General features: G+C 43.0%; 21 protein-coding genes. 13 read left to right on the top strand and 8 right to left on the bottom strand.

The window, feature by feature from the left end:
- Positions 1–184 precede the first annotated feature (184 nt).
- From dapA to purC, 3 genes are all read left to right on the top strand, one after another.
- A complete protein-coding gene (gene dapA / locus ACTXGF_RS26330) occupies positions 185–1,090 on the top strand; it encodes a 4-hydroxy-tetrahydrodipicolinate synthase (RefSeq protein ID WP_165598142.1) in 906 nt (301 codons plus the stop codon).
- A 141-nt stretch (positions 1,091–1,231) separates the two neighbouring features.
- Positions 1,232–1,558 carry a hypothetical protein gene (locus tag ACTXGF_RS26325; RefSeq protein WP_296135154.1) on the top strand — a complete coding sequence of 109 codons (327 nt, stop codon included), beginning with the start codon at positions 1,232–1,234 and terminating at the stop codon, positions 1,556–1,558.
- Positions 1,559–1,686: 128 nt separating this feature from the next.
- Positions 1,687–2,400: a phosphoribosylaminoimidazolesuccinocarboxamide synthase gene (gene purC / locus ACTXGF_RS26320; protein ID WP_443533244.1), complete on the top strand. Its 714-nt coding sequence runs from the start codon at positions 1,687–1,689 to the stop codon at positions 2,398–2,400.
- A 224-nt stretch (positions 2,401–2,624) separates the two neighbouring features.
- Here the strand turns inward: purC and ACTXGF_RS26315 are convergent, their stop codons facing one another.
- Positions 2,625–3,065: a hypothetical protein gene (locus ACTXGF_RS26315; protein WP_443533246.1), complete on the bottom strand. Its 441-nt coding sequence runs from the start codon at positions 3,063–3,065 to the stop codon at positions 2,625–2,627.
- A gap of 369 nt (positions 3,066–3,434) precedes the next feature.
- Here ACTXGF_RS26315 and ACTXGF_RS26310 point away from each other — a divergent pair, with 369 nt between their 5' ends.
- A complete protein-coding gene (locus ACTXGF_RS26310) occupies positions 3,435–4,067 on the top strand; it encodes a DNA-3-methyladenine glycosylase (RefSeq protein WP_443533248.1) in 633 nt (210 codons plus the stop codon).
- 37 nt (positions 4,068–4,104) lie between these two features.
- Positions 4,105–4,416, top strand: coding sequence for a YqfO family protein (gene cutA / locus ACTXGF_RS26305; RefSeq protein WP_443533250.1), 312 nt, complete (start codon positions 4,105–4,107; stop codon positions 4,414–4,416).
- 142 nt (positions 4,417–4,558) lie between these two features.
- On the opposite strand, the gene ACTXGF_RS26300 is transcribed toward cutA, so the two are convergent.
- The 4 genes from ACTXGF_RS26300 to ACTXGF_RS26285 all read right to left on the bottom strand — a co-directional run bounded on the left by ACTXGF_RS26300 (position 4,559) and on the right by ACTXGF_RS26285 (position 8,276).
- Complete coding sequence (locus ACTXGF_RS26300; RefSeq protein ID WP_443533251.1) at positions 4,559–4,933, bottom strand: hypothetical protein; 375 nt, start codon at positions 4,931–4,933, stop codon at positions 4,559–4,561.
- An 83-nt stretch (positions 4,934–5,016) separates the two neighbouring features.
- The gene (locus ACTXGF_RS26295; RefSeq protein ID WP_443533253.1) at positions 5,017–5,679 is read right to left on the bottom strand and encodes a hypothetical protein; all 663 of its coding nucleotides are present in this window, start codon (positions 5,677–5,679) and stop codon (positions 5,017–5,019) included.
- A 714-nt stretch (positions 5,680–6,393) separates the two neighbouring features.
- Positions 6,394–6,597 carry a CsbD family protein gene (locus ACTXGF_RS26290; protein WP_102092613.1) on the bottom strand — a complete coding sequence of 68 codons (204 nt, stop codon included), beginning with the start codon at positions 6,595–6,597 and terminating at the stop codon, positions 6,394–6,396.
- A 437-nt stretch (positions 6,598–7,034) separates the two neighbouring features.
- The gene (locus tag ACTXGF_RS26285; RefSeq protein WP_443533255.1) at positions 7,035–8,276 is read right to left on the bottom strand and encodes an NADH:flavin oxidoreductase/NADH oxidase family protein; all 1,242 of its coding nucleotides are present in this window, start codon (positions 8,274–8,276) and stop codon (positions 7,035–7,037) included.
- Between the two features lie 207 nt (positions 8,277–8,483).
- On the opposite strand from ACTXGF_RS26285, the gene ACTXGF_RS26280 reads away from it, so the two are divergent.
- Positions 8,484–9,182: a TetR/AcrR family transcriptional regulator gene (locus tag ACTXGF_RS26280; RefSeq protein WP_443533257.1), complete on the top strand. Its 699-nt coding sequence runs from the start codon at positions 8,484–8,486 to the stop codon at positions 9,180–9,182.
- A gap of 63 nt (positions 9,183–9,245) precedes the next feature.
- Positions 9,246–11,444: a molybdopterin oxidoreductase family protein gene (locus ACTXGF_RS26275; protein ID WP_443533259.1), complete on the top strand. Its 2,199-nt coding sequence runs from the start codon at positions 9,246–9,248 to the stop codon at positions 11,442–11,444.
- 91 nt (positions 11,445–11,535) lie between these two features.
- Here ACTXGF_RS26275 and ACTXGF_RS26270 read toward each other — a convergent pair whose 3' ends face one another.
- Both ACTXGF_RS26270 and ygfZ read right to left on the bottom strand, forming a co-directional pair.
- Positions 11,536–12,861: a D-amino acid dehydrogenase gene (locus ACTXGF_RS26270; RefSeq protein ID WP_443533260.1), complete on the bottom strand. Its 1,326-nt coding sequence runs from the start codon at positions 12,859–12,861 to the stop codon at positions 11,536–11,538.
- 95 nt (positions 12,862–12,956) lie between these two features.
- Positions 12,957–13,709: a CAF17-like 4Fe-4S cluster assembly/insertion protein YgfZ gene (gene ygfZ, locus ACTXGF_RS26265; RefSeq protein ID WP_443533262.1), complete on the bottom strand. Its 753-nt coding sequence runs from the start codon at positions 13,707–13,709 to the stop codon at positions 12,957–12,959.
- A gap of 296 nt (positions 13,710–14,005) precedes the next feature.
- Between ygfZ and ACTXGF_RS26260 the strand changes: the two genes are divergently transcribed.
- The 3 genes from ACTXGF_RS26260 (at position 14,006) to ACTXGF_RS26250 (ending at position 17,751) form a co-directional block, all read left to right on the top strand.
- Positions 14,006–14,359 carry a zinc ribbon domain-containing protein YjdM gene (locus tag ACTXGF_RS26260; protein ID WP_057758016.1) on the top strand — a complete coding sequence of 118 codons (354 nt, stop codon included), beginning with the start codon at positions 14,006–14,008 and terminating at the stop codon, positions 14,357–14,359.
- A gap of 103 nt (positions 14,360–14,462) precedes the next feature.
- The gene (gene hemL, locus ACTXGF_RS26255) at positions 14,463–15,764 is read left to right on the top strand and encodes a glutamate-1-semialdehyde 2,1-aminomutase (protein WP_443533265.1); all 1,302 of its coding nucleotides are present in this window, start codon (positions 14,463–14,465) and stop codon (positions 15,762–15,764) included.
- Positions 15,765–16,029: 265 nt separating this feature from the next.
- On the top strand, positions 16,030–17,751 hold the full coding sequence (locus ACTXGF_RS26250) for an AMP-binding protein (protein WP_443533267.1): 1,722 nt from the start codon (positions 16,030–16,032) through the stop codon (positions 17,749–17,751).
- Positions 17,752–17,876: 125 nt separating this feature from the next.
- Here the strand turns inward: ACTXGF_RS26250 and ACTXGF_RS26245 are convergent, their stop codons facing one another.
- On the bottom strand, positions 17,877–18,212 hold the full coding sequence (locus ACTXGF_RS26245) for an Mpo1-like protein (protein WP_240990740.1): 336 nt from the start codon (positions 18,210–18,212) through the stop codon (positions 17,877–17,879).
- A gap of 460 nt (positions 18,213–18,672) precedes the next feature.
- Between ACTXGF_RS26245 and ppx the strand changes: the two genes are divergently transcribed.
- From ppx to tilS, 3 genes are all read left to right on the top strand, one after another.
- Positions 18,673–20,238, top strand: a complete 1,566-nt coding sequence (gene ppx, locus ACTXGF_RS26240) for an exopolyphosphatase (RefSeq protein ID WP_443533268.1) — start codon at positions 18,673–18,675, stop codon at positions 20,236–20,238.
- A 177-nt stretch (positions 20,239–20,415) separates the two neighbouring features.
- Positions 20,416–21,219 carry an acetyl-CoA carboxylase carboxyltransferase subunit alpha gene (locus ACTXGF_RS26235; RefSeq protein WP_102078709.1) on the top strand — a complete coding sequence of 268 codons (804 nt, stop codon included), beginning with the start codon at positions 20,416–20,418 and terminating at the stop codon, positions 21,217–21,219.
- 167 nt (positions 21,220–21,386) lie between these two features.
- The gene (tilS, locus tag ACTXGF_RS26230; protein ID WP_443533271.1) at positions 21,387–22,949 is read left to right on the top strand and encodes a tRNA lysidine(34) synthetase TilS; all 1,563 of its coding nucleotides are present in this window, start codon (positions 21,387–21,389) and stop codon (positions 22,947–22,949) included.
- Positions 22,950–23,096 lie beyond the last annotated feature (147 nt).

The raw sequence follows: 23,096 nt of genomic DNA, 5'->3' as shown, positions 1-23,096 counted from the left end.
ACTGATATCGTAGATATAATCATCTATGATACAAACGCTATTATAGTAAGTAGAGACGCAGCATTAACATCAAGTAAGTTACGCCATCAGCGTTTATCAACGCACACAAAGCAATGGCCACTTGCAAACGACCTATCATGTGACAGCTTTAATAAAAGCTAGGATAATACAGTAAGGCACGGTTATGAGCACAGCATACGACGAGATCAAAACCCGACTACAAGGCTCAATGGTAGCTTTGGTAACGCCCATGCACCCTGACGGTAAGGTCGATTATAAACGTCTCGCAGATCTCATAGATTGGCAGATCGAGCAGGGCACACACTGCCTTGTGGCTGTTGGTACTACTGGCGAATCAGCGACCCTATCTATGCAAGAGCATAGCGATGTCATTCGCTATTTTGTCCAGCATGTTAAAGGTCGTGTACCGGTCATCGCGGGTACTGGTGCCAACAACACGATGGAAGCCATCAAGCTGACTCAGGATGCTGCCGATGCAGGTGCAGACTGTGCGTTGCTCGTTGCTCCTTACTACAATAAGCCGCCACAAGAAGGCTTATTCCAGCATTATCAAGCCATTGCCAAAGCCGTAAATATACCGCAAATGCTGTATAACGTGCCTGGACGTACAGTGGTTGATATCGCTCAAGACACGGTCGAGCGTTTGTGTGACATCGATAATATCGTTGCTATCAAAGATGCGACAGGATCTGTCGGTCGCGGTGAGCAATTGATCAAAGCCGTTGGTGACAGAATGGTTGTGCTATCTGGTGATGACGGCACTGCACTCGATCTAATGAAAGTAGGCGGCAAAGGCAATATCTCAGTCACTGCTAACGTGGCGCCAAAAGCCATGAGTGAGACTTTTTCTGCGGGTTTACGTGGTGACTTTGAAGCGGCTGGTAAAATCCATGACGTGGTCAAGCATCTGCATCGCGACCTATTTATCGAATCAAGCCCTATTCCAGCGAAGTACGCCTTGCATAAAATGGGCATTATCGATAAAGGTATCCGTTTGCCATTGGTTTGGCTCGCCGAGCAGCATCATGCGACTATCGATGAAGCATTGGTTCGAGCAAACATACGATAAATTGATATTTAGCCAATTGATATTCGGCGATTTTAGATTTGTTGCTAGTTCGATAATTGATATTCGAGCTAATAGCAGGTCAACTTATCATGATAAGTCAATCGCCTACATGAGCAATAACTGCTAACTCAGAGAGACAACATGATGACAGTAACATCAAAGACAGCATCATCAACGAAAAAATTATTTCCAGCAATGCTGACCTTGGTTTTGGGTAGCACTTTGGTGTTGAGCGGCTGTCAAGCGACCAAAAACTTGCTTGGTAAACGTGACAACGGTAGCTTAGATTATCAGCAAAGCAAAAAGCTTGCACCGATAGAGCTACCTGCCGCCCAAGAAACGGCACCCTTTGTACCTTTGTATTCAACACCTAATGCTGGGGCAAACACGCTCCAACTACAAAATGAGTCAGGCAATCAGTATCAGCTACCAAAGCCTCAGCGTGCTGTTAGCAACACTTCGAACTAAACTTATTCCCTTATCTATATCGCTGACTTTTGCGTTTTTTATTATAGCCGCAAACCATGTATCTTACATCAGTCAGCGGTAGCTGCGCGTTTTTACCACATAAGCTTGAACGAACAGGAACCCCCATAATGCAAAAGCAACAACTGCTGTATAAAGGTAAAGCCAAATCTGTCTATGAAACAGAAGACAATGATCTTCTGATTTTGCACTTCCGTGATGATACCTCAGCGCTTGATGGTAAGCGTATCGAACAATTAGCACGTAAAGGTGTGGTTAATAACCGCTTTAATGCCTTTATCATGCAAAAATTGTCTGATGCTGGTATCGAAACACATTTCGAGAAGCAATTGTCTGATGACGAAGTGTTGGTTAAACGCTTGGACATGATTCCTGTAGAGTGCGTGGTGCGTAACTTTGCAGCTGGTAGTTTGGTGCGTCGTTTAGGTTTAGAAGAAGGTCAGGCATTGACGCCGCCAACTTATGAGCTGTTTTATAAAGATGATGCGCTAGGTGATCCGATGGTCAACGAATCACTTTCTGTGTCTCTTGGTTGGGCGACCAAAGAGCAATTGGCTAAGATGGAAGAGCTAACCTATCAAGTCAACGATGTATTAAAGGCATTGTTTGATGCGGGTGATTTAATCTTAGTTGATTTTAAACTAGAGTTTGGCATATTCCACGACCGTATTGTATTAGGTGACGAGTTCTCACCAGATGGCTGCCGTATCTGGGATAAGAACACTAAGAAGAAACTTGATAAAGACCGTTTCCGTCAATCATTAGGCGATGTGATTGAAGCTTATGAAGAAGTGGCTGACCGTATTGGTGTGCCATTAAAATAAGTATCTGATACTGAACATAAAATAAAAGACTGAGCCATGTGCTCAGTTTTTTTATGTCATTATATTCATAATGGTACTCTAGTGAGGACTTGAACCTTCGGCTGTAAGCTATATATGCCAATAGGTTAAATTGTTAAGATAATGACGGTGTACTTAGCATACATATTCTATCGTATTTGAATTGCTGGCTACCTAGTGTTTTTACCTATTAAAAAGTTCATATGTTAATTCAATACCAAAAAAAATTTTGGTCTTGCGTCGGTCAATGCTTCTAAAAGGTACAAATCTTGAAAATTTCTTTCTCCCCATTCAACTAGTTGCAATTCCCCTGAAAGACTTTTAATGTAGGAATTCACAAAAGAAGACAACATATATTGCGAAAAAATAGGATATTTATCAGTAAAGTATTTCCATCCAATAATGTAAACTTCTTTCCATTTTAACCAGTTTTCAATCAGATAATCTGATACTACATCTGTAAGCGCACCTAGGCTTTTACCTGTAACTAGCTTAAGGCTGTAAGATCCGTACAATACCTTCCCTATTGTCAAAGTGAAATCTTCTTTACTCTCACAGCCCATTAAGTCTATAACAACTATGTTAGGGTCATCCAATCTTTGCTGACCAAATTGAACCCAAGACTCATTATCTCGAAAATAAATCATTTAATTCTCCCCAAAGCTTTACTGCCATGAATGCTAGGTTCAAACTCAGCTGCTGGACTAAATATGCAAACCTTATCCAGATCAGTACATACAAATGGTATACCCCAACGAAACCAGTTATTTCACCCCAAGAACCTATTAACAGACTACTTAAAATAGACTGCCATAATGGAACCAGTTATAAAAGACTGCAACTTCTATCTATTTATCAACCAGTATCCCTCTTTAGGTACAGGCGTATAGTTTAGATTGTATAAAAAATCAAACATAGCGCCAACACTGTCTTCGATACCTTATCTTACTTTTATGCTAATTTATTAGTGCTTACTCATATTGATTAGACCATAAAAATAAGAAAAGGTTTCGCTAATGTCTACTGCCTCATCAACTGTTTTGGAGCCTGACTGGTTCACTCGTCCGACCTGTGTAGTCGCTGCTGACCTGATTGGTAAGGTCTTATGTCGACAGCTGACAGATAGTGACGGACAGCAAAAAACGCTACGTATGCGTATCTCTGAGACCGAGGCCTATATTGGTCAAGATGATCCTGCGTGTCATTCACATGCAGGTACTCGAACGGCGCGCACAGAGATTATGTATGAGCAAGGTGGTGTGTTCTATGTATATTTGACCTATGGCGTGCATCATATGCTAAATTTGATTAGCGGCTCTGTAGAGTCGCCTGAATCGGTATTGATTCGCGCTGGGTTTTTGACCGATGATAGTGACCGTCTGATCGAAGAGCAACAACTCAGTCTAGATAAGCAGTTTACTCATCCTAAGCAGTTTGCAGGCCCTGGCAAATTGACCAAACGCTTGCAAATTGATCGCGATTTATATGGCAAACCTATTTCGCCATCATCAGACGTTTGGATAGAAGATGATGGCTGCCAGCCACCTGTATCACTACGCCCACGTATTGGTATTGATTATGCAGGTGATGCCAAAGACTGGCTACTACGTTATATATGGACCGAGCATCCTTCCTTATCTAAGAACTAGCATATTGAAATTCAAAACCATTCTATGAGATAAGCCTATGTATAAGTTGACTGTTTTTATTCCTGATGCAGCGTTAGACCAAGTGAAATCTGCTCTGTTTACTGCTGGCGCTGGGAAGATTGGAAACTATGAGCAATGCTGTTGGCAGGTACGAGGGGTCGGTCAGTTTATGCCATTATCAGGCAGTAACCCGCATATCGGTACACAGGATAGTTTAGAAACGGTCGATGAGTGGCGAGTGGAAATGGTAGTGGATGAAGCATTTATTGATGCTACCATTACCGCGTTAAAAGAAGCGCACCCCTATGAAACACCAGCTTATGATGTGATAAAAGTCTTGGATTTTTAGTTTTATATAGAAAAATATCAGCTTATGGAATGTAAAGCGTTCTATAAAAAAACCAAATAAGCCACTTGATGACTTATTTGGTTGTAAAGTTTTTCATTTTTCAACTGAGTATAAATAGTGAATATCAGACCTTAATGATCGATTAATCTTTTTTGAGTTTAATCACGTTGTAGCTTGGATAGCCTAGCTCGATTTTGTAATCGTCGCGTCCGCGTTCAGCCTTTATCTTAATCTTACGATCACCGTTTTTATATTTGACGTCTTTGACACGATATCCCATACTACGGACTTTACTAGCAGCTCGTTGCTCGACAACGGAGACATAGCTGTTTTTATCGTTCTTTTTGTCTTTGTGTTTTTTATGACCTTTATTGTCCTTATGAGTATGCTCGTAAAGGTCGTCATAGCCATTGTAGCCGCTAGGCGCAGTCACACAGCCTGTGGTCACTGCCAATAAAGCTGCGACTATGCTGCCAGTCGCTACCGTTTTTAATGTTGAAAATGATAGAGTTTTCATAATGATCTCCTAAGGATATATCGTTGCTCAATATGGGTAAAAGTTAAATGTACCGAGGTAGTTAGCTAAAATGCTGAAAGTAATCAATCTTTTCTGACTTTGATCACATCTAAATTTGGATAACTTAATAATATTTCGTACTTCTGTGAACCGCGTTTGGCCTCAATCTCGAAGACGCCGCGCTTATTTTTTTCTTCAAGCTCGATATCTTCAACACGGTAGCCCATAGCTCTTACTTTATTGACAGCACGGCGTTTAATAGCTGGGTAACGTGATTCTCTTTTAATAGCGTCTTCGACATCGCCTTTTTTATAGCGCTGACCATTTTGATAATTATCTTGATGCTTGTTTTCTTTATAGCGGCCATTATTATTTTGCGATTTATTATTATCCCAATTATCTGGCCACGCTTTTTTGCTTGAGCTGATAAGTCTTAGTGCAGGGTAAGTATATTTTAGCTCGTAGGCTTGGTTGTTCTTTTTGGCATAAGCTGTAAGAGCTCGATCACCACGGTAACTATCAGCTCTGATATCTATAACTTGATAGCCTTTGCGGTGCAAGTCTTGTCGAAGCTGCTGACTTACACGATTAAAGTTATTGCTTTGGCTATTATTGTCACCACGATAAACAGGCTGATTGTCATATCCTGGACCTACAACCGCACAACCCACTGTCGTACCCAATAATGCAACGACAAGACCAGTAGACAAAGTGGCCTTAATAGAGAAAGGTTTTATCGTTTTCATGAGGCAATATCCTATGATGGTATTAAGTAGGCGATATATGTTAGAAATATCTATAACTATAAGATTTTGAGGATATTTTGGTGCGTTAAATTAGTTCGTAATCAATAAGTATTTGTAGTAGTTTGTTTTTCGAAATATTTCCTTACATTATCTATAATAGAGCACAAAACTTTGCGGTAGGTGTCATTTGCGTTAATAAGTTGTAATAATTGTGGTAAGTAAAATAGATTGTTGTAAGCATATGCTTACACGCAATGACGTTTACGCGACTTAACATAAGAGTGAGAGTTAGGCATTATAGTCACACGGCATTAGGGAATGTGACTCAAGGATTGAGTTGACCGCATTAAGGATAATGATTCGATAACTAGCATCAGGATGATAATAGTGATTGAAGTAAGGACACAGTCCCTTTGCTGATAGCAGCAAGTAATACTGAAGCTGTAGTGTAGTAAAAAGGGCAGGATGCTCAGTATCACAATATACTGAATATTTGTGCAAGGATGCATGAAAAGCAGTCGTGATAGGTAACATGGATAGTTAACAATAAAACCGCATAACAATTGATTGCTATGCGGTTTTATCGTGTCTGGAGAATGGTAATTTCTTTCTCCAATAGCTTATCTGTACAGTATAAATCTGCCATAAAAAAACCGCATATATTTCTATGCGGTTTTTATGTTTGTTCGGTACATTAATTGTGCAACGAATATATTAATATTTGTTTTCTACACGCCAATCATCTACTTCACGCTCTGCATCTTCTTTGGCATGACCGTAACGCTCTTGTACGCGGCCTACTAGCTTGTCACGGCTACCTTCGATATGGGTAAGATCGTCGTCTGTTAGTTCAGCCCATTTTTGTTTAACTGAACCTTTCACTTGGTTCCATTCGCCTTTTAGAGTATGTTCGTTCATTGTATTATTCCTTTTATTGAACTTATTATGTTTGATTTATTTCTTAATCACCATTTTGATTTTTATTTCACGATATCGATTACTGATACTACTATTTAATTTTTATTTTAATTGTATTGCACAAGGATAAATGATTGGTTCCAAATATCTTGTGAGATTAAATATAGGACTTTTCAATTCAGCTGTCTGTATATGCTATGTTTATAGTGTTACTTAATTATAGTGGGCGTTTACTAAGTGTTATCTACAAGGCTGCTGTAGTAGTGCCACGTAAATTGCGTCTACTATGCGTGAGAATACTTTCTTCTATGAACTTGTTTTTTTATATGAATATTAAGAAAATATATTATTTATTCAAAAATACTTATGTAGATAAAAAAGCAGATACTCAAAAATAGAGTAGCTGCTTTTTTATTGTCTTTGAAATTGATTGAAAGTTATTTCGTCGAATATTTATTCAAATACTGATGATAGCGTTTGGTGAGTTTTTTTATTCGTATACGATCAGAAATCAATGAGAAAATTGGTGAGGCATTTGGTTTGGGATATTTTCCTTGCCCCATGCGCTGTAATTGTCGCTTGATGACGGCCATTGTAGCAACCGCACTTAAAGTTTTATCTTTCCAACGTACCACAGGATTATGAGCACTAAGCGTACTATCATTTTTCCAGTCACTCGGTAGAGACGGGTTCATGGCTAATGCGGTTCCCATACCAACCACATCAATTCCTTGCGCCAGTACATCTTCTGCGACAGCTAATCGCCTAACGCCACCTGTCGTCATGATAGGCATGGTAGCAACTTGAGCAATCTCTTTTGCGAAGTCTAAAAAGTAAGCTTCTCGTTGCAACGTGCGACCATCAGCTGTGCTGCCTTGCATGGCTGGGCTTTCGTAGCTGCCACCTGATAGTTCAACCAAATCTACCGCCAATTCATTCATCGCTGAAATAACCACTTTGGCATCATCTGCATCAAATCCTCCGCGCTGGAAATCGGCTGAGTTTATCTTCACAGCGACTGCAAAGGTAGGCGCAACTTGAGCACGAACGGCTTTGATTACTTCGATCAATAGTCGCATCCGATTCTCAATCGAACCGCCATATTCATCTTTACGTTTATTGGTAAGCGGTGATAAAAATTGAGAAATTAGATAGCCGTGGGCGGCATGAATTTGTACACCATCGAAGCCAGCTTGCTCTGCTTTTAGTGCACTATCCGCGAATCGCTGTATCAGTTGCTCGATATCTTGTTGCGTCATCGCGTGCGGTTTGCCAAATAGATGAGAGTGCTTGCCTAAATCGATCGCTACGTCAGAAGGTGATAGCACATCGCCGCCCATGGCAGCATATACTTGACGGCCAGGATGGTTGAGCTGCATCCAAACCTGTGTATTGTTGTGCTTGGCAGCATTTGCCCACGCTCTAAAAGGCGCTATCTCACTGTATTTGTCCAATACGACACCACCAGGCCCTGTCATAGCGCGGCCATCTACCATCACGTTTCCAGTGATTAACAGCCCTGTACCGCCTTCTGCCCATTTTTTATATAGACGGAGCAGAGTAGGGCCAGGGACTTGACCGATATCAGCCATGTTTTCTTCCATGGCAGCTTTCGCTAAGCGGTTGGGTAATGTAGCGCCACAAGGCAGCACTAAAGGGGAGAATACAGGTGATGTCATGATAGTGGCCTAAAAGTGGTTTTGTGAAGCATGAGTTCTACTATGGGTTTGGCTATAGACATATGGTTTAAATGACTATAACCTTATAGCTAAGATATTCGCTGTCGGCAATTGACCATTATCATCACATTTTTTTGGCATAATAGCACCTAAGGGAAATTACTGGTGTGTCGATATAATTATCTATTGAATAGGAATACCTCTGCATTGAATGTATTAACGCCAGATTTGACAGTCCCAGTAGAATCTAAACGTGAGCTAGCAAAAGCCAAGACTCGGCGTGCATTATTAAAGAGTGCCTTGCGGTTGTACAGTTTGGAAGGTGCTCAGGGCATGAGCATGAATAAAGTTGCTAAAGGTGCAGGTATTGCCCAGCCCAGTTTTTACAATCATTTTGAGAGTCTAGAGGCGCTACAAAATGAGCTGAGCGCCCAACTAAAAGACAATTATCTATCCCCGATGCGACTGGCATGGGTCAATATGCTCAAAGATTATGATGTGTTGAGTAAAGATCAGTTTAATCAGCAATGTCGACAATGCCTGATTATGATTTTTGATTCTGCATTTGAGAATATCGCATTGTTTCAACACTTACTCGAAGACCGTCCTAGATTTAGTGACAGTATAGAAAACCAGTCATCATTGAATAATGGACTGGGCAATCTGATTACCGAAATACAAGAAGAATGGACAGAGATATTTATTCAAGGATTGCAGTTATCCAATCGTTCTTGCGAGCGCAGTGCTGTCAATCTATGCGTCGATATGGCGGCGGCACAAGTACATGAGTTGATATTGGGCTGTCATCAGCAGCGTTACTCAAGACAACAAGCGATTGCCATGTTGAGTATCAGCTTTGATGCACTGTTCGCCAATTTTTTGCACGGAAGCAATACTAGTCAGTAGTGATAATAAATAAAAATTATTGTCATGAAATCTAGAACACAAAACACAACAGGGAGAGTGACTATGGCCACAACCACGGCTGCACCAACGTTAGGCGAAACGCAAACGCATTTTAGAACTTGTACATTGTGCGAGGCAATGTGCGGCGTCGAAATAAAGCACGATGGCGAAAAAGTCTTGTCGATTAAAGGGGATAAAAATGATCCCTTTTCGCAAGGCTATATTTGTCCGAAAGCCACTGCTTTGCAAGATTTGCATGAAGATCCTGACCGTTTGCGTCAGCCAGTAGAGAGAACGGCTGACGGTTGGAAATCTATTAGTTGGCCAGAAGCGTTGGATAAAGTCGCCGCAGGTATTCAGTCCATACAGCAAAAGTATGGTCAAAATGCGTTGGGTGTTTATTTGGGTAATCCTAATGTACATAATATGGGCGGTATGTTGACCATCAAACAACTGCTTACCAGTTTAAAAACGCGCAGTCGTTTTTCTGCCACCTCTATCGACCAGCTGCCGCATCATATTATTAGCATGCATCTGTTTGGTCACATGCTGCGCATTCCAGTTCCTGATGTCAATAACACGCAATACATGCTGATCATCGGTGGCAATCCGCTGGCTTCCAATGGCAGTATCATGACTGCGCCCAACATGCGTCAAAAGCTAAAAGATATCAAAGCGCGCGATGGTAAGGTGGTAGTAGTTGATCCAAGACGTACCGAAACAGCCGATATCGCCAGCGAACACCACTTTATTCGTCCAGCGACGGATGTACTGCTGTTATTGGCCATGCTCAATGAAATCTATACGCAAGGCTATGCCAAGCTCGATACTAGAGTGGCTGCCTTGGCACCAGAGATCGATCGACTTGCTTTGTTTGCTGAACAATACACACCTGAGTCAGTGGCAGGTATCACGGGTATTACCGCAGCCGAAATCAAACGTATCGTTAAAGAGTTTTGTGAAGCGGAAAGCTCAGTTTGTTACGGCCGTATGGGCATCTCAGTGCAAGAGTTTGGTTTGCTCAGTCAATATCTATCTATGGTCATCAATATCGTTACAGGTCGTTTAGATGAGGTGGGCGGACTCATGTTCCCAAATCCTGCTGTCGATGTTGTGAATAGCTCAGGCCCAGGCTATTTGGGTAAACGTCATAGCCGCGTGAGTAATCTGCCTGATTTTAATGGTGAGTATCCAGTGGTTGCGATGGCAGATGAGATGTTAGTCGAAGGGGAAGGTCAGTTAAAGGGATTCGTTACGGTCGCTGGTAATCCGGTTCTGAGCACCCCGAATGGTGAAAAGTTAGACGAAGCATTATCTCAGTTAGAGTTTATGGTTTCGCTTGATTACTTTGTGACTGAGACCAGTCGCCATGCCAATATTATTTTGCCGCCTGTATCGCCGTTAGAACGTGACCATTATGACATTACTTTTAATGGTTTTGCCGTGCACAATGTCGCCAAATACTCGCCTGCTTTGTTTGATAAAACTGACGATACCAAGCATGACTGGGAGATTTATTTAGGATTGGCAGAGCGCTTAGACAAAGATGCGCCAGAAGCAACGCAAAAGGAACGTGCCGCGACAAAAGCCTTTGGTCCTAAGTTCTTGTTAGAGCAAGGTCTTAAGTATGGACCTCATAAAGAGGTGACATTTGAAGCCTTAGTCGAAAATCCGCATGGTATCGATTTAGGTCCGCTGCATCGTATGTTGCCAGAGGCCATCAAACACGCCGATAAACAAATTCATCTTCATGTTGATTTTTATCAGTCAGATTTGGCACGTGTTAAAGAAATGGTGCAAGAGTATGACAGTAGCCAAACGCTGCTCATCGGCCGCCGTCATGTGCGTAGTAACAACTCATGGTTGCACAATAGCCATCGATTGGTAAAAGGTAAATCTCGCTGTACGTTAATGTTGCATCCGCAAACGGCAGCGCAACATGGCATTGCAGACGGTCAAGATGTCAGAGTAACTTCTCGAGTAGGTAGCGTGGTCATTGCAGCAGAAGTGACGGATGAGCTGATGCCAGGAGTAGTCAGTATCCCGCATGGTTTTGGTCACGGACGCAAAGGGGTGAAGCAAAAGATTGCGCAAGCGCATGCAGGTGTCAGCGTTAATGATTTGACTGATGAGACCTTAATTGACCAGCTGAGTGGTAATGCTGCCGTTAATGGTGTGCCTGTGCAATTAGAAGCATTGGATATGGGTATAGATGGTTTATCTACTGCTACAGAGACTATAGCGGAAGGCGCACTAGCATAAAGTTAATCATACATTTGTAGAAATAAAAAAAAGGCGTTCACGTAAAGTGAGCGCCTTTTTTGTTTGCAATCTGAATACGTCACTGAGCCGATCAAACGCTCATGCCGATAAAATCAAAATCGACGTTGGGCGTTTCACCTTGGATTAGCAAACTAAGGGCTTTTGCAGAGCCGCAAGAGTGTGTCCACCCTAATGTGCCATGTCCTGTATTGAGCCATAAATTATCAAAAGTGGCTGAAGCGTTATGACTGCCATGTTTGACTTGACCGCAGTGCGCGCGACCAATCAAAGGTACGTTCGATGGGGTCATCGGGCGCAGTCCTGTCCAATATTGTACCGAGTTTGCAATAATGCCTTTTGGAAATAACTGCTGCACGCGCCGAGTAATGGCTTCACAGCGCGTGGCATTTAAATCTAGGTTATAGCCGTTAAACTCCGCGGTACCAGCGACTCGCAATTTGTCACCCAGTCGTGAGGTAACCAGTTTAAATTCATCATCAATTAGACTGACAAAAGGCGCTAAATGCGGTGCACGTGGATTCACCGTATAGGTAGCCGAATATCCTTTTGCTGGAAATATTGGCGCGTGTATCCCCAAAGGTTTTAGCAGAGGTACGCTATAGCTGCCAAGAGCGACCACATGACTATCAGCCGTGAAAGTCTGCGCATTTTCGCCTTTTGGACGGATAGTAATACTGTGTACATGCGGACGCGCAGAGTCGGTATCGGTATTGAGCGCTAAAATTTCGGTATCATATAAAAACTGTACGCCAGCATCGATACAGCGCTTTGCCAATCGTTGGGCAAATAGGTGCGCATTGCCAGACTCATCACGACTGGTATAAGTCGCTCCAGTGAGCTTATGCGCAATTGGGTAAAGCGCTGGTTCTAAGTTGACAGCATTATTGATATCAATCACATGGCGCTCACAACCAAGCGCTTGCATGCGTTCAGTTGGTTCGATAGCCGCATCAAACTCTGCCTGATTGGTATAAAAATGCATGATACCGCGTGTTTGCTGCTCGTAGTCGATACCAATATCCGCACGCAGCTGCTGTAAGGTATCTCTTGAATATAGACCTAAGCGCACCATTTGCACTAGATTGGCATCGGCTCTATCAGCGCGGCACTCTTGCAAAAACTGCATGGCCCATTTGAGCTGCGCTTTATCCGCACGCAAGCGATACAGTAGCGGAGCATCTTCTTTAAACAGCCACTTGAGCGCTTTCATCGGGGTCGCAGGATTGGCCCAAGGCGTGGCATGTGAGACAGATATTTGACCGCCATTGGCAAATGACGTCTGCATACCTGCCGCCGATTCGCGTTCAATCACGGTCACATCATAGCCTGCCTGACGTAGATACCATGCGGTGGTCACGCCCACCACACCTGCTCCGAGTACCGCAATATGTGTCATAGGATTCTCTATGCTCATGTTAGTCATGACGGTCGCGCTGTATTGAACTACCATCACCTTCGCTACGTCGCTTGATTCTATTTCTATTTCTATTTTTACTTAGGACGCGCAACATCTATCTGTAGTGCAGCTGGCAAGTCCAATATGCTCAAATCGCTTTCTGCCAACTGTTCAGGACGCGCCACAACCAAAGCAATAAAGCCGTCATCATTTTTCATCGCATTGACCACTTGGATTTTATCAAGTTTGTCACCTGCGCTTGGTGCTTCACCGGTGCCTTGTACATAGTGTAAGAATGCTTTGGGCGCAGATTTAAAGTAGATGCGAGCGATGACTTCTTGACCCAAGTAGCAGCCTTTATCATAGTCCATGCCGCCGCGTTGATGTAGACGCAACTCTTGCGGTTGGAACTCACCTTGAGTCGCGGCCACAATCCAATAATTACCAGTGGCAATACTGCATACCATCCAAGCCTGTGTATCGTCAGCAGTATTATGGTCGTCTTTATGGCTAAAAGTCGGCTCATCTGCTAGCACGCAAGGATAAATCGCTGCTGGTGCACTGGTCTCGAATTTAGAAAACGCCCCGTACTTATTAAGATGTGCCTGCAAAGACTCAGCACAGTCGCTACTGATGACCACATCATAATGTTTCTCTGCTTGTTTTTTGATCCAGATGCCAAACTCAATACGACCTTTTAGGTTACCGATAGCGGCTGCCTGATAGCTAAGCCCGAGCTTGGTAACGTCACAAGTCAATTGCCCTTGCAAGAATTTTTCGGCGTCTTCGCCTTGGATAGTTAATTGCGAAAACTGCGGTACGGCTGATAGATTCGAAGACTGAGTCATTGTTATTATCCTTCTGAGGAGAGCTTATTTATTAATATAGAGGGTAAATCGAAGTGATAAAAAATTATATGGGCGCTTTTGTCATTGACAGCATCTGTGCACATAAATCTAAATGAGGCTAAGAAGAGTACCACAAAAAACCCTGTCATAAAAAACGTCATCAGTAAGCGATGAGTTAAGTGTTAAATTGGGCATAGCGTTTGATTTTCAAGCGTACAAATTGGTTAAAGATGGTGAGTTACGGTACAATATCAGCTCTACAATTAACCTAATGTACGATGGCTGCCGAGGAAATAATGAGCTTACCAAATTGCCCTAAATGTGATGCTGAATATACGTATGAAGATGGTGCGTTACTGGTATGTCCTATGTGTGCTCATGAATGGACGGCGGCTGAGACTGATGCAGCGCAAGCTGAAGACCAAGACGCAGTTATTCGTGATGCTGTTGGCAATGAGCTACAGGACGGCGATGCGGTGACGGTTATTAAAGACCTAAAAGTCAAAGGCTCTTCAATCGTGATTAAAGTAGGAACGAAAGCGAAAAGTATTCGCCTGTTGCCAGATGCTACTGACGGTCATGATATCGACTGCAAACTTGATGGCTATGGCCCAATGAAGCTTAAGTCTTCTGTGGTCAAAAAAGCTTAAATTGTAAAAACTTCTTGAAAGATTCAATAATAAACAAATATAAAATAGACGTTCAATCACAAAACATTGTCGTTATAAATGTCGCTATAAGTAGAGAATAATTATGAGTACTAAAAACGAACAGCTCTTTGCACAAGCACGTAAACACATCCCAGGTGGTGTTAACTCACCTGTTCGCGCCTTTGCAGGGGTCGGTGGTACGCCAATCTTTATGCACCGTGCCAATGGCAGCAAAATTTATGATACCGAAGACAATGCTTATATCGATTATGTCGGCTCTTGGGGCCCAATGATTTTGGGTCATGCGCACCCAAAAGTCATCGATGCGGTGAAAAAAGCCGCCGATGATGGTCTAAGCTTTGGTACACCAACACCGTTTGAAACCACCGTTGCTGACAAGATTTGTGAAATCGTGCCTAGCGTTGAGATGATTCGTATGACTAGCTCTGGTACAGAAGCGACCATGAGTGCGATTCGCTTGGCACGTGGTTATACTCAGCGTGACAAAATCGTTAAGTTTGAAGGTTGCTACCATGGCCATTCAGACAGTCTTTTAGTAAAAGCAGGTTCAGGCATGCTTGATATCGGTGAGCCAACGTCAAAAGGTGTGCCTGCAGACTTTGCTAAGCACACGATTACGATTCCTTATAATGATCCGCAAGCGATTAAAGATTGTTTTGAGAAATGGGGTGAAGAAATTGCCTGCGTTATCTTAGAGCCTATCGCTGGCAACATGAACATGGTTATCCCAACACAAGAGTTTCATGATACGTTGCGCGCAGAATGTACAGCCAATGGCGCAGTATTGATTTTTGATGAAGTGATGACGGGCTTCCGTGTTGGTCTTGGCGGTGCGCAAGCCCATTTTGGTATTGACCCAGACTTGACCTGTTTCGGTAAAATCATCGGTGCTGGCTTACCCGTGGGTGCTTTTGGTGGTAAAAAAGAAGTCATGTCCTGCATCGCGCCACTCGGCGGCGTCTATCAAGCTGGCACGTTATCAGGCAATCCACTAGCGATGCGCGCTGGTATCGCTATGTTTGAAGACTTAACGGCAGAGGGTTTTTATGACGAATTAGCAGCGAAAGTTGATCACCTAATGGATGGTTTCCAAGCAGCAGCTGATAAACATGGCATCCATCTACGTACCAACAAGTTGGGCGGTATGTTTGGCATGTTCTTTGTTAAAGACAGCGCAACCGAAACGCCAAAAAACTTCGATGACGTGACAGAGTGCGATATGGACGTATTTAATACTTTCTTCCACGGTATGCTAGATCGCGGTATTTACTTGGCACCATCAGCTTATGAAGCAGGCTTTATGTCTATCAAACATAGCGATGAAGACATTGATGCGTCAATCAAAGCGGCTGATGAGATATTTGCAGAAATGGCAAAAGCATAGTTTAGCCATGTAAGTTATTAGCTAACTAAAAAGTTGAAGCTTAAAAAAACCAGCAAGATCATCCCGTGATCTTTGCTGGTTTTTTTGTTTATCGATATCTTATTTATAATCGTATTGGGAAGAATACAAAGTATTTTTGAAGATTGTTTGTATAGCCGTTAACGTGACTGATGCTTATACAGTTCTTGCCTGCGCATCCGAAAAACAGACAATAAGTTATGATATTCTGAGGTAAACCCAGCCAATTAAGCAAGGATGCAAACGAATGAGTACCAGTACTTCTAGCAATACCGCGCCATTATGGCAAGCCACTTACGACCAATACGGCCTAGACAATCATTTGAATGTATTGGAAGGTAAGCAAAATCTGATTGACTTACTGCAACCAAAGATTGAACAGCATAGTGAATTTCCAGCTTTTAGTATGGGTGCGTCGTCGCTCACTTTTGGACAGTTAGATATTGCCAGTCGACGTTTCGCGGCTTTTTTACAAGCGCAAGGTGTCGAGAAGGGTGATCGTATTGCGGTACAACTGCCAAATATACTGCAGTATACCGTGGTACTGTTGGGTTGCCTACGTGCAGGTGTGGTATTGGTCAATGTCAATCCCATGTATACCCAATATGAATTGGCACATCAGCTCACTGACGCTCAAGCCTGTGGTCTAATTGTGCTAGATGGTATGAGCACTGCTTATGAGCAATTAGATGACACAGTCAAAGCGCAGTTAAAATGGGTGGTCAGATGTTCCATTGATCCTAGCATTGCTGATAACGACATTGCCTTGCTCAGTCAGATTGGCTCAGAACAACCTGCGCACACACATAAGCAGGCACATGCTTCCTCCGAATCATTAACTGATTCATCACAGCACAACATAATGTTTGCACATATCATGCAGGCCTATGATGCAGAAGCGTTTAAAGCCGTTACGATTGTACGTGAAGATTTGGCCCTACTACAATATACAGGCGGTACGACTGGCAAGCCAAAAGGTGCTATGCTCACTCATTATAATGTCATGGCCAATGTCTGCCAGTGCTATGCGATGTTTGGTAAAACGATTGAAGCCAATCGTAGCGAGCAGATTAAAATACTTAATCCCTTACCGCTTTATCATATTTTTTCGTTTACGGTCTGCGGCTTGCTAGGTCTTTATGGCGGCTGGGAAGATATATTGGTCACCAATCCACGTGATATCGATGGTTTAGTGAATACCATTGAACAGCACCGACCTCATGTTATCCCTTCAGTGAATACATTATTCATTGGCATGCTGCATCATCCAAAATTCGCTAGTCTAGATTTTAGTCGTTTAGCCTTATCTATCGGTGGCGGCACAGCGATTATCAAAGCGGTTTCTGATCAATGGCAGCAAGTGACAGGTATGATTATTAGCGAAGGCTATGGAATGTCTGAGACGGCGCCTGTTATTTCTTTCAATCCGTCTGGCATTACAGAGTTCAATGGTAGCGTCGGACTACCACTGGCTTTGACAGATATCCATATCATTGATGAGAATGGGAATACGTGCCCAACAGGTACAAGGGGTGAGGTCTGTATCAAAGGGCCTCAGGTCATGCGCGGTTATTGGCAGCGAGACAATGCAGATACTTTTACCCCAAATGGCTACTTTAGATCAGGTGATATTGGCGTTATGAATGATGAGGGGTTTTTGACACTCGTCGACCGTAAAAAGGACATGATACTGGTATCAGGATTTAACGTATATCCCAATGAAGTAGAGGCTGCGCTGACTGAACATCCCAAGGTGCTCGAAGTCGCTGTAGTCGGGGTGGCAGATGACCATAGCGGGGAAGTGCCAAAAGCGTTTGTGGTCAAAAAAGACGCGGATCTCACCGTAGAGGAGCTACAAGACTTTGCGAGCAAGCGTTTAACTGGTTATAAGCGTCCACAGTCCTATGAGTTTATCGATGAGCTACCTAAGACTGCTGTTGGCAAAATATTACGCAAATCCTTACGATAAGAAATGTGTCGTTTCGCTTATAGAAATTAGCTGACATCAATGAAGCTATCAATATAATTGAAAACTGGGCCGCTAAAAATAGTCGCCCAGTTTTTTTGTCACTTAATTTATATGACGACTAAACGTTATCGTGCTTTATCAAACTTGCGATCTCTCAAGCTCAGATTACCTCGTAGCACATCGCTATACATACGAAAATCGCTGACAAAGCTTTTCAATGGAAACTTAAAAGAAGCGGGTTTGTTCTTTTCAAAGAAAAAGTGTCCAACCCATGCACAGGCATATCCGGCGGCAATGCCCTTTACTAAAGGTTTGGCTGAGCCAGTTTTGACAGACTTTGCCAATCCTAGTAGGCCAAAGCTACTACCTGCAAAATGTAGACGGCGACAGGCCATGTTTTGATGCTCATCTAAGTAAAAATCATAAAATGCTTGTTTAGGCGAAGTTTCAGTTTTTACCATGTCTTTTTTAGCGCTACTGATAGGGGTTTCAGTATTTTGGGTAGCGTCTTTTGTGGTGGTCTGATTCATGTGACTAGCTTCCTTGCTGGTGAGGTTGATAACTATTAATTGCAGATGGTTTGTAACCGATTAGTTGGTGGCTTTTGAAGTAAATTATACGGATAAAAATTCTGTAAATAACGGTTTTTTATCATGATATTGATAGCTTTAAATGTAGCAAACCGATATGCGTAACACAAGCGCTAGATACTGAGCCGATACCTATCAGCTTATAGGGTGGTTTTCGATGTTCCCGCTACAGTTTTGCATTGCTTGCGAGTGTTTGGCATAAATGCTTTAATGATAAAATTGCCCTGATTTTTGTGGTTATGACTTTTTTCTATACATGTGATTTTATAACTATATAGCACGTGATTTTGGTAAACTATCCACTCTCTCTAACACGGTGACGACTTGTCCTATGCCTATTGACTACCTTACGAATCCGCCAATTGGCGATGATGAAATGATGGCAGCCATCGATATTGGTTCCAACAGTTTCCATTTAGCTATTGCTCGTCTTGACCATGGGGAAGTGCGAAAAGTAGTCTCGATGTCTGAAAAGGTACAGCTCGCCGCCGGTTTGGACGAAAATAATATTCTAAGCGCAGCTGCTGAACAGCGTGGTCTTGATTGTTTAAGCCGCTTTGTGGCGCGCTTGGATTCAGTACCACCAGAGCGTATTCGTGTAGTCGCGACCAATGCGTTGCGTCAAGCCAAAAACGCCAACGACTTTATTTCTCGTGCCAATAAAATCTTGCCGAAACCTATCGAAATTATCGCGGGCCGAGAAGAGGCGCGATTGATTTATTTGGGCGTCTCGCATACCAACGAGAGTAGTGATAAACGCTTGGTTATGGATATTGGCGGCGGTTCGACAGAGTTTATTATTGGTCAAAAGTTTGACCCATTATTGACTGAAAGTTTACAGATGGGCTGTGTTTCTTTTACCCAAAAATTTTTCGCGGATGGCCTGATTACTAAAGAAGCCTTCAATAGTGCCATTTCAGGTGCGCGCAAAGAAGTCTTAGCGATTAATGGTCGCTATCAAAAGACGGGCTGGAGCAGTGTGGTTGGCTCAAGCGGTACGATTAAAGCGGTGCGCAATGTCCTAGTGTCAAAGGGTTGGGCCGATGAGCAAGAACGCATTACTTACAAAGGTGTCAAAAAATTAGAGAAATTGCTGATTAAAATTGGCAATATTGATGATATCGAGTTAGAAGGTGTCAAAGACCATCGTAAAGCGGTATTTCCTGCTGGCGTGGCAGTACTGCGCGCGGTGATGAAAGTATTAGGTGTTGAGACCATTACTTACTCAGATGGCGCGTTACGTGAAGGCGTTATGTACGACATGCTAGGCCGTTTCGCTAGTGAAGATGTGCGTGACCGCAGTGTATTGGCATTAATCAAGCGTTATTCAGGGGACAAAAAGCAAGCCAAACAAGTAGTAAAAACCAGTCGTCATTTATTCGAACAAGTAAAAGACAAGCTTGCGCTGTCCAATGATGATTGCGACTTGCTCAGACGTGCTGCATTCTTGCATGAGATAGGGCTGGCAATCAGTCATAGTAGTTATCACAAGCACAGTGCGTATTTACTTGAATACTCTGATATTCCAGGATTTTCGCAAGTTGATCAAAAACGCATGGCGCAGTTGATGCTTAACCATCGCCGCAAGCTCAAAGCCGATATGCTAGAGCAGACTTGTCAGATTGGTGGCGATCAGTTGGTTTATCTCTGTTTACTGTTGCGCCTCGCCGTACTGGCACATCATAGCCGCAGTGATTATGCGCTACCAGAGCTAGAACTAAAGGTAATCGCTGAAAACAGCTGGCAAATCACCTTAGCGGATAGCAGTGAACATTATGCTTTCTTGCTCGCAGATTTGCGTACTGAGATTGACCAGTTTGCTAAGTGGGGCGTACAGCTTAGTGTGATTGAAGCCCAAGAGGCCGAGACTCCAGAGGTTGAGCAGTTACCATTGTGAGTATTGAGTTAAAGATTAACGTAACAAAAGCGGCGTTGTCGATAATGTCATGCCATTTAAGATGTGCTACTATAGCTCCTATTGAGTTTACAACTGTACTTTCATTATCTGAACACGGATAACGATATTATTCTTAAACATAAATACATTAAGTATAATTATTAAAGGGAAGCGTCTATGAGCACTGTCTGGGATAGTGTGCAGCTTGCACGACACGCCAAGCGTCCATTATTTATGGACTATGTTAATCAGCTTTTTACCGAATTTGACGAGTTGCATGGCGACCGTGCTTTTGCCGATGACAAAGCCATTTTAGGTGGTCTTGCACGTTTCGATGGTCAGCCTGTGATGGTAATTGGTCAGCATCGTGGTCGTAGCACCCGTGAGCGTATTGCTCATAACTTTGGTATGGCCAATCCTGAAGGCTATCGCAAAGTGATTCGTTTGGTCAAAATGGCCGAGCGCTTTAACATTCCCGTGATGACTTTTGTAGATACTCAAGGTGCTTATCCTGGTATTGGCGCAGAAGAGCGCGGACAAGCGCAAGCGATTGCAGAGAGCATTGCTGTATTTTCTAGCCTGAAAGTGCCTGTGATAGTGACTATCATTGGTGAAGGTGGCTCAGGCGGCGCATTGGCAATTGGTGTTGGTGATAAAGTAAATATGCTACAAAACAGCATCTATTCGGTTATCTCTCCAGAGGGCTGTGCTTCTATTCTCTGGAAAACCGCTGAAAAAGCACAAGACGCTAGTGAAGCGCTAAAACTAAACGCCATTAACCTTTATCAAATGGGTTTGATTGACGCTGTTATTGAAGAAGGCGAGGGCGCACATGTGCAGCCACAACCTGTGATGAATGCACTAAAGGCACTGATTACTGAGCAGCTTGATGAGATTAAAGATTTAGATCCTCAAGAGCGTTGTGAGCTACGTTATGAAAAGCTAAAGTCTTTTAACTCAGAAGTGATGTTGCCTGCTTAATTGGTTGCTATGGCGCCTTTATTGTTAAGTCGCTATTATTCAATAATGGACTTTTCATATTAGAGTCTGAGTCTTAATGCTAAAATAAAAACGTGTCATTTAATGGCGCGTTTTTTTATGGCTGTTATCATATGAAGCATCTAAAATAACGAAAAATAAGGCTGACTATGACCAGCAGCGCAATCATCTCACATCCTATTAAATCGATTGCCGATTTGCCAGTTGATAAGACACTAGCAACCGCATTATTGAGCAGTATGTCTGAGTATAATGATCAGCTGCATGGTCGTCGCCTTTGGCTGGCATGTAGTGGTGGGCGTGATTCATTAGCTCTTGCGGCGCTGTGTGTGCAGCTCTATCGACAAGGTAAGTTGCCATGTTTGCCGCAGCTTTTACATGTCGATCATGGCTTACAATCGGATAGTCAGTACTGGGCCAAGCATGTTGCCAATTGGGCAGCGGCTCAAAAAATACCTTGTCGCATTTTACAGGCACAAGTGAATGGACATGATGAGCAGGCCGCTCGGCAAGCACGCTATAATGTTATGCGCGCTCATATCAACCAAGACGATGTATTACTATTAGCGCATCACGCTGATGACCAAGCTGAAACGGTATTAATGCGATTGATTCAAGGAGCAGGAGTCAATGGTCTGTCTGGTATGCAGCCATGGCGAGTGCAAACGCAGGGCGTACAGCGCAATATACTGTGGCGACCTTGGCTCACGATACGACGAGCCACTATTAGCGCCTATGCTAAGCGTTTAGAGTTGCCTTATATCGATGATCCTACGAATGACAGCGGTGACAATGTGCGTAGTGGGCTACGACGCGACATCATGCCAATACTGGCTACATACAATCCCAATGTCATCGATAATATCGCTCGCAGTGCGCAGCTGTTAAGTGATGCACAGGAAACAGTTAGTGCTCAAGCTATGCAAGATATGCAGCAGACAGAGCATACAGACCTGCAACTTTCACCCGCACAGCGCGTGCTAAATATCAGTGCGTTGCAAAAGCTACCCATGTATCGTCAGCGGCAACTATTGCACTATTGGCTCGGTCAAGATGAGCCGTTACCGCCTGCTAAGCAACTCGTCGATGATGTGCTAACTCTCAGCCAACGTGATGACCAAGATCATCAGACAGAACTGTTTTGGCAAGGTCGTAAGGCATCTTATACCATTCGCCGCTATCGTCAGCAGCTCTATCGTATGAGCAGCGAGTGGCTGTCTTGGCTGAAGCTGCCGCTGAACGAGCAGGTGCTGACTTTATCTAATAATTTATTTAGTCATTCAGCTGATAATAATTCAGTCTCACTCATTTTACGTAGCAGTGATCGTTATACTTGGCAGTTGCAAGTAAAGGTAGATGCGCTGGTACGATTGTTAGAAAATAGTGCGGACGGTATAGCACAGCAGGCAGTGTTAAAAGTAGCACCGTTAGAACGTAAGCAACGGTTGAAAACTGAGATGGCTGCGCGACCACAAGCAGGCAAAAAACTGTATCAAACCCTTGGGATCCCATTATGGCTACGAGACAGCTTAATGGTAGTCAGCATTACTTTTATAAATGAATCCGAAGATGGAAGCGAAGTAGAAACTGATATTCCTCTATTACTAGCATCGCCATTTGAGAGTTGGCTTTTGAGTTCTGAGCAGACCGATAACGATGCCAAGAGTAACCAATTAGCTGAGTACATCAAAAGTGAGCTTAGTCTAAAATAGAAAGCGTTAAAAGTTTAATTATCCGTTGGCTGACTCATTGATTTTTATCAGGTTGATGTCAGGCGTGACATTTTGAATTTATCAAACGGTAATAGTGGCAGTATGATAAACTGAGTGTCGTTTTACATATCAGTATGTTAAGTTGAA

It is taken from the genome of Psychrobacter sp. 1Y6, assembly GCF_052258385.2.
Taxonomy (GTDB): domain Bacteria; phylum Pseudomonadota; class Gammaproteobacteria; order Pseudomonadales; family Moraxellaceae; genus Psychrobacter.
Note: the sequence above shows the minus strand (reverse complement) of the source record. Positions and strands in the feature narration are given on the sequence as shown.

Bases quoted from the DNA above. Each gene is read 5' to 3' on its own strand.
- hemL (WP_443533265.1), top strand. From the start codon at position 14,463: ATGAGTACTAAAAACGAACAGCTCTTTGCACAAGCACGTAAACACATC.
- ygfZ (WP_443533262.1), bottom strand. From the start codon at position 13,709: ATGACTCAGTCTTCGAATCTATCAGCCGTACCGCAGTTTTCGCAATTA.
- ACTXGF_RS26325 (WP_296135154.1), top strand. From the start codon at position 1,232: ATGATGACAGTAACATCAAAGACAGCATCATCAACGAAAAAATTATTT.
- ACTXGF_RS26315 (WP_443533246.1), bottom strand. From the start codon at position 3,065: ATGATTTATTTTCGAGATAATGAGTCTTGGGTTCAATTTGGTCAGCAA.
- ACTXGF_RS26285 (WP_443533255.1), bottom strand. From the start codon at position 8,276: ATGACATCACCTGTATTCTCCCCTTTAGTGCTGCCTTGTGGCGCTACA.
- cutA (WP_443533250.1), top strand. From the start codon at position 4,105: ATGTATAAGTTGACTGTTTTTATTCCTGATGCAGCGTTAGACCAAGTG.
- ACTXGF_RS26300 (WP_443533251.1), bottom strand. From the start codon at position 4,933: ATGAAAACTCTATCATTTTCAACATTAAAAACGGTAGCGACTGGCAGC.
- ACTXGF_RS26250 (WP_443533267.1), top strand. From the start codon at position 16,030: ATGAGTACCAGTACTTCTAGCAATACCGCGCCATTATGGCAAGCCACT.
- ACTXGF_RS26275 (WP_443533259.1), top strand. From the start codon at position 9,246: ATGGCCACAACCACGGCTGCACCAACGTTAGGCGAAACGCAAACGCAT.
- purC (WP_443533244.1), top strand. From the start codon at position 1,687: ATGCAAAAGCAACAACTGCTGTATAAAGGTAAAGCCAAATCTGTCTAT.
- ACTXGF_RS26270 (WP_443533260.1), bottom strand. From the start codon at position 12,861: ATGACACATATTGCGGTACTCGGAGCAGGTGTGGTGGGCGTGACCACC.
- ACTXGF_RS26245 (WP_240990740.1), bottom strand. From the start codon at position 18,212: ATGGTAAAAACTGAAACTTCGCCTAAACAAGCATTTTATGATTTTTAC.
- ACTXGF_RS26290 (WP_102092613.1), bottom strand. From the start codon at position 6,597: ATGAACGAACATACTCTAAAAGGCGAATGGAACCAAGTGAAAGGTTCA.
- tilS (WP_443533271.1), top strand. From the start codon at position 21,387: ATGACCAGCAGCGCAATCATCTCACATCCTATTAAATCGATTGCCGAT.
- ACTXGF_RS26235 (WP_102078709.1), top strand. From the start codon at position 20,416: ATGAGCACTGTCTGGGATAGTGTGCAGCTTGCACGACACGCCAAGCGT.
- ACTXGF_RS26260 (WP_057758016.1), top strand. From the start codon at position 14,006: ATGAGCTTACCAAATTGCCCTAAATGTGATGCTGAATATACGTATGAA.
- ACTXGF_RS26310 (WP_443533248.1), top strand. From the start codon at position 3,435: ATGTCTACTGCCTCATCAACTGTTTTGGAGCCTGACTGGTTCACTCGT.
- ACTXGF_RS26295 (WP_443533253.1), bottom strand. From the start codon at position 5,679: ATGAAAACGATAAAACCTTTCTCTATTAAGGCCACTTTGTCTACTGGT.
- ppx (WP_443533268.1), top strand. From the start codon at position 18,673: ATGCCTATTGACTACCTTACGAATCCGCCAATTGGCGATGATGAAATG.
- dapA (WP_165598142.1), top strand. From the start codon at position 185: ATGAGCACAGCATACGACGAGATCAAAACCCGACTACAAGGCTCAATG.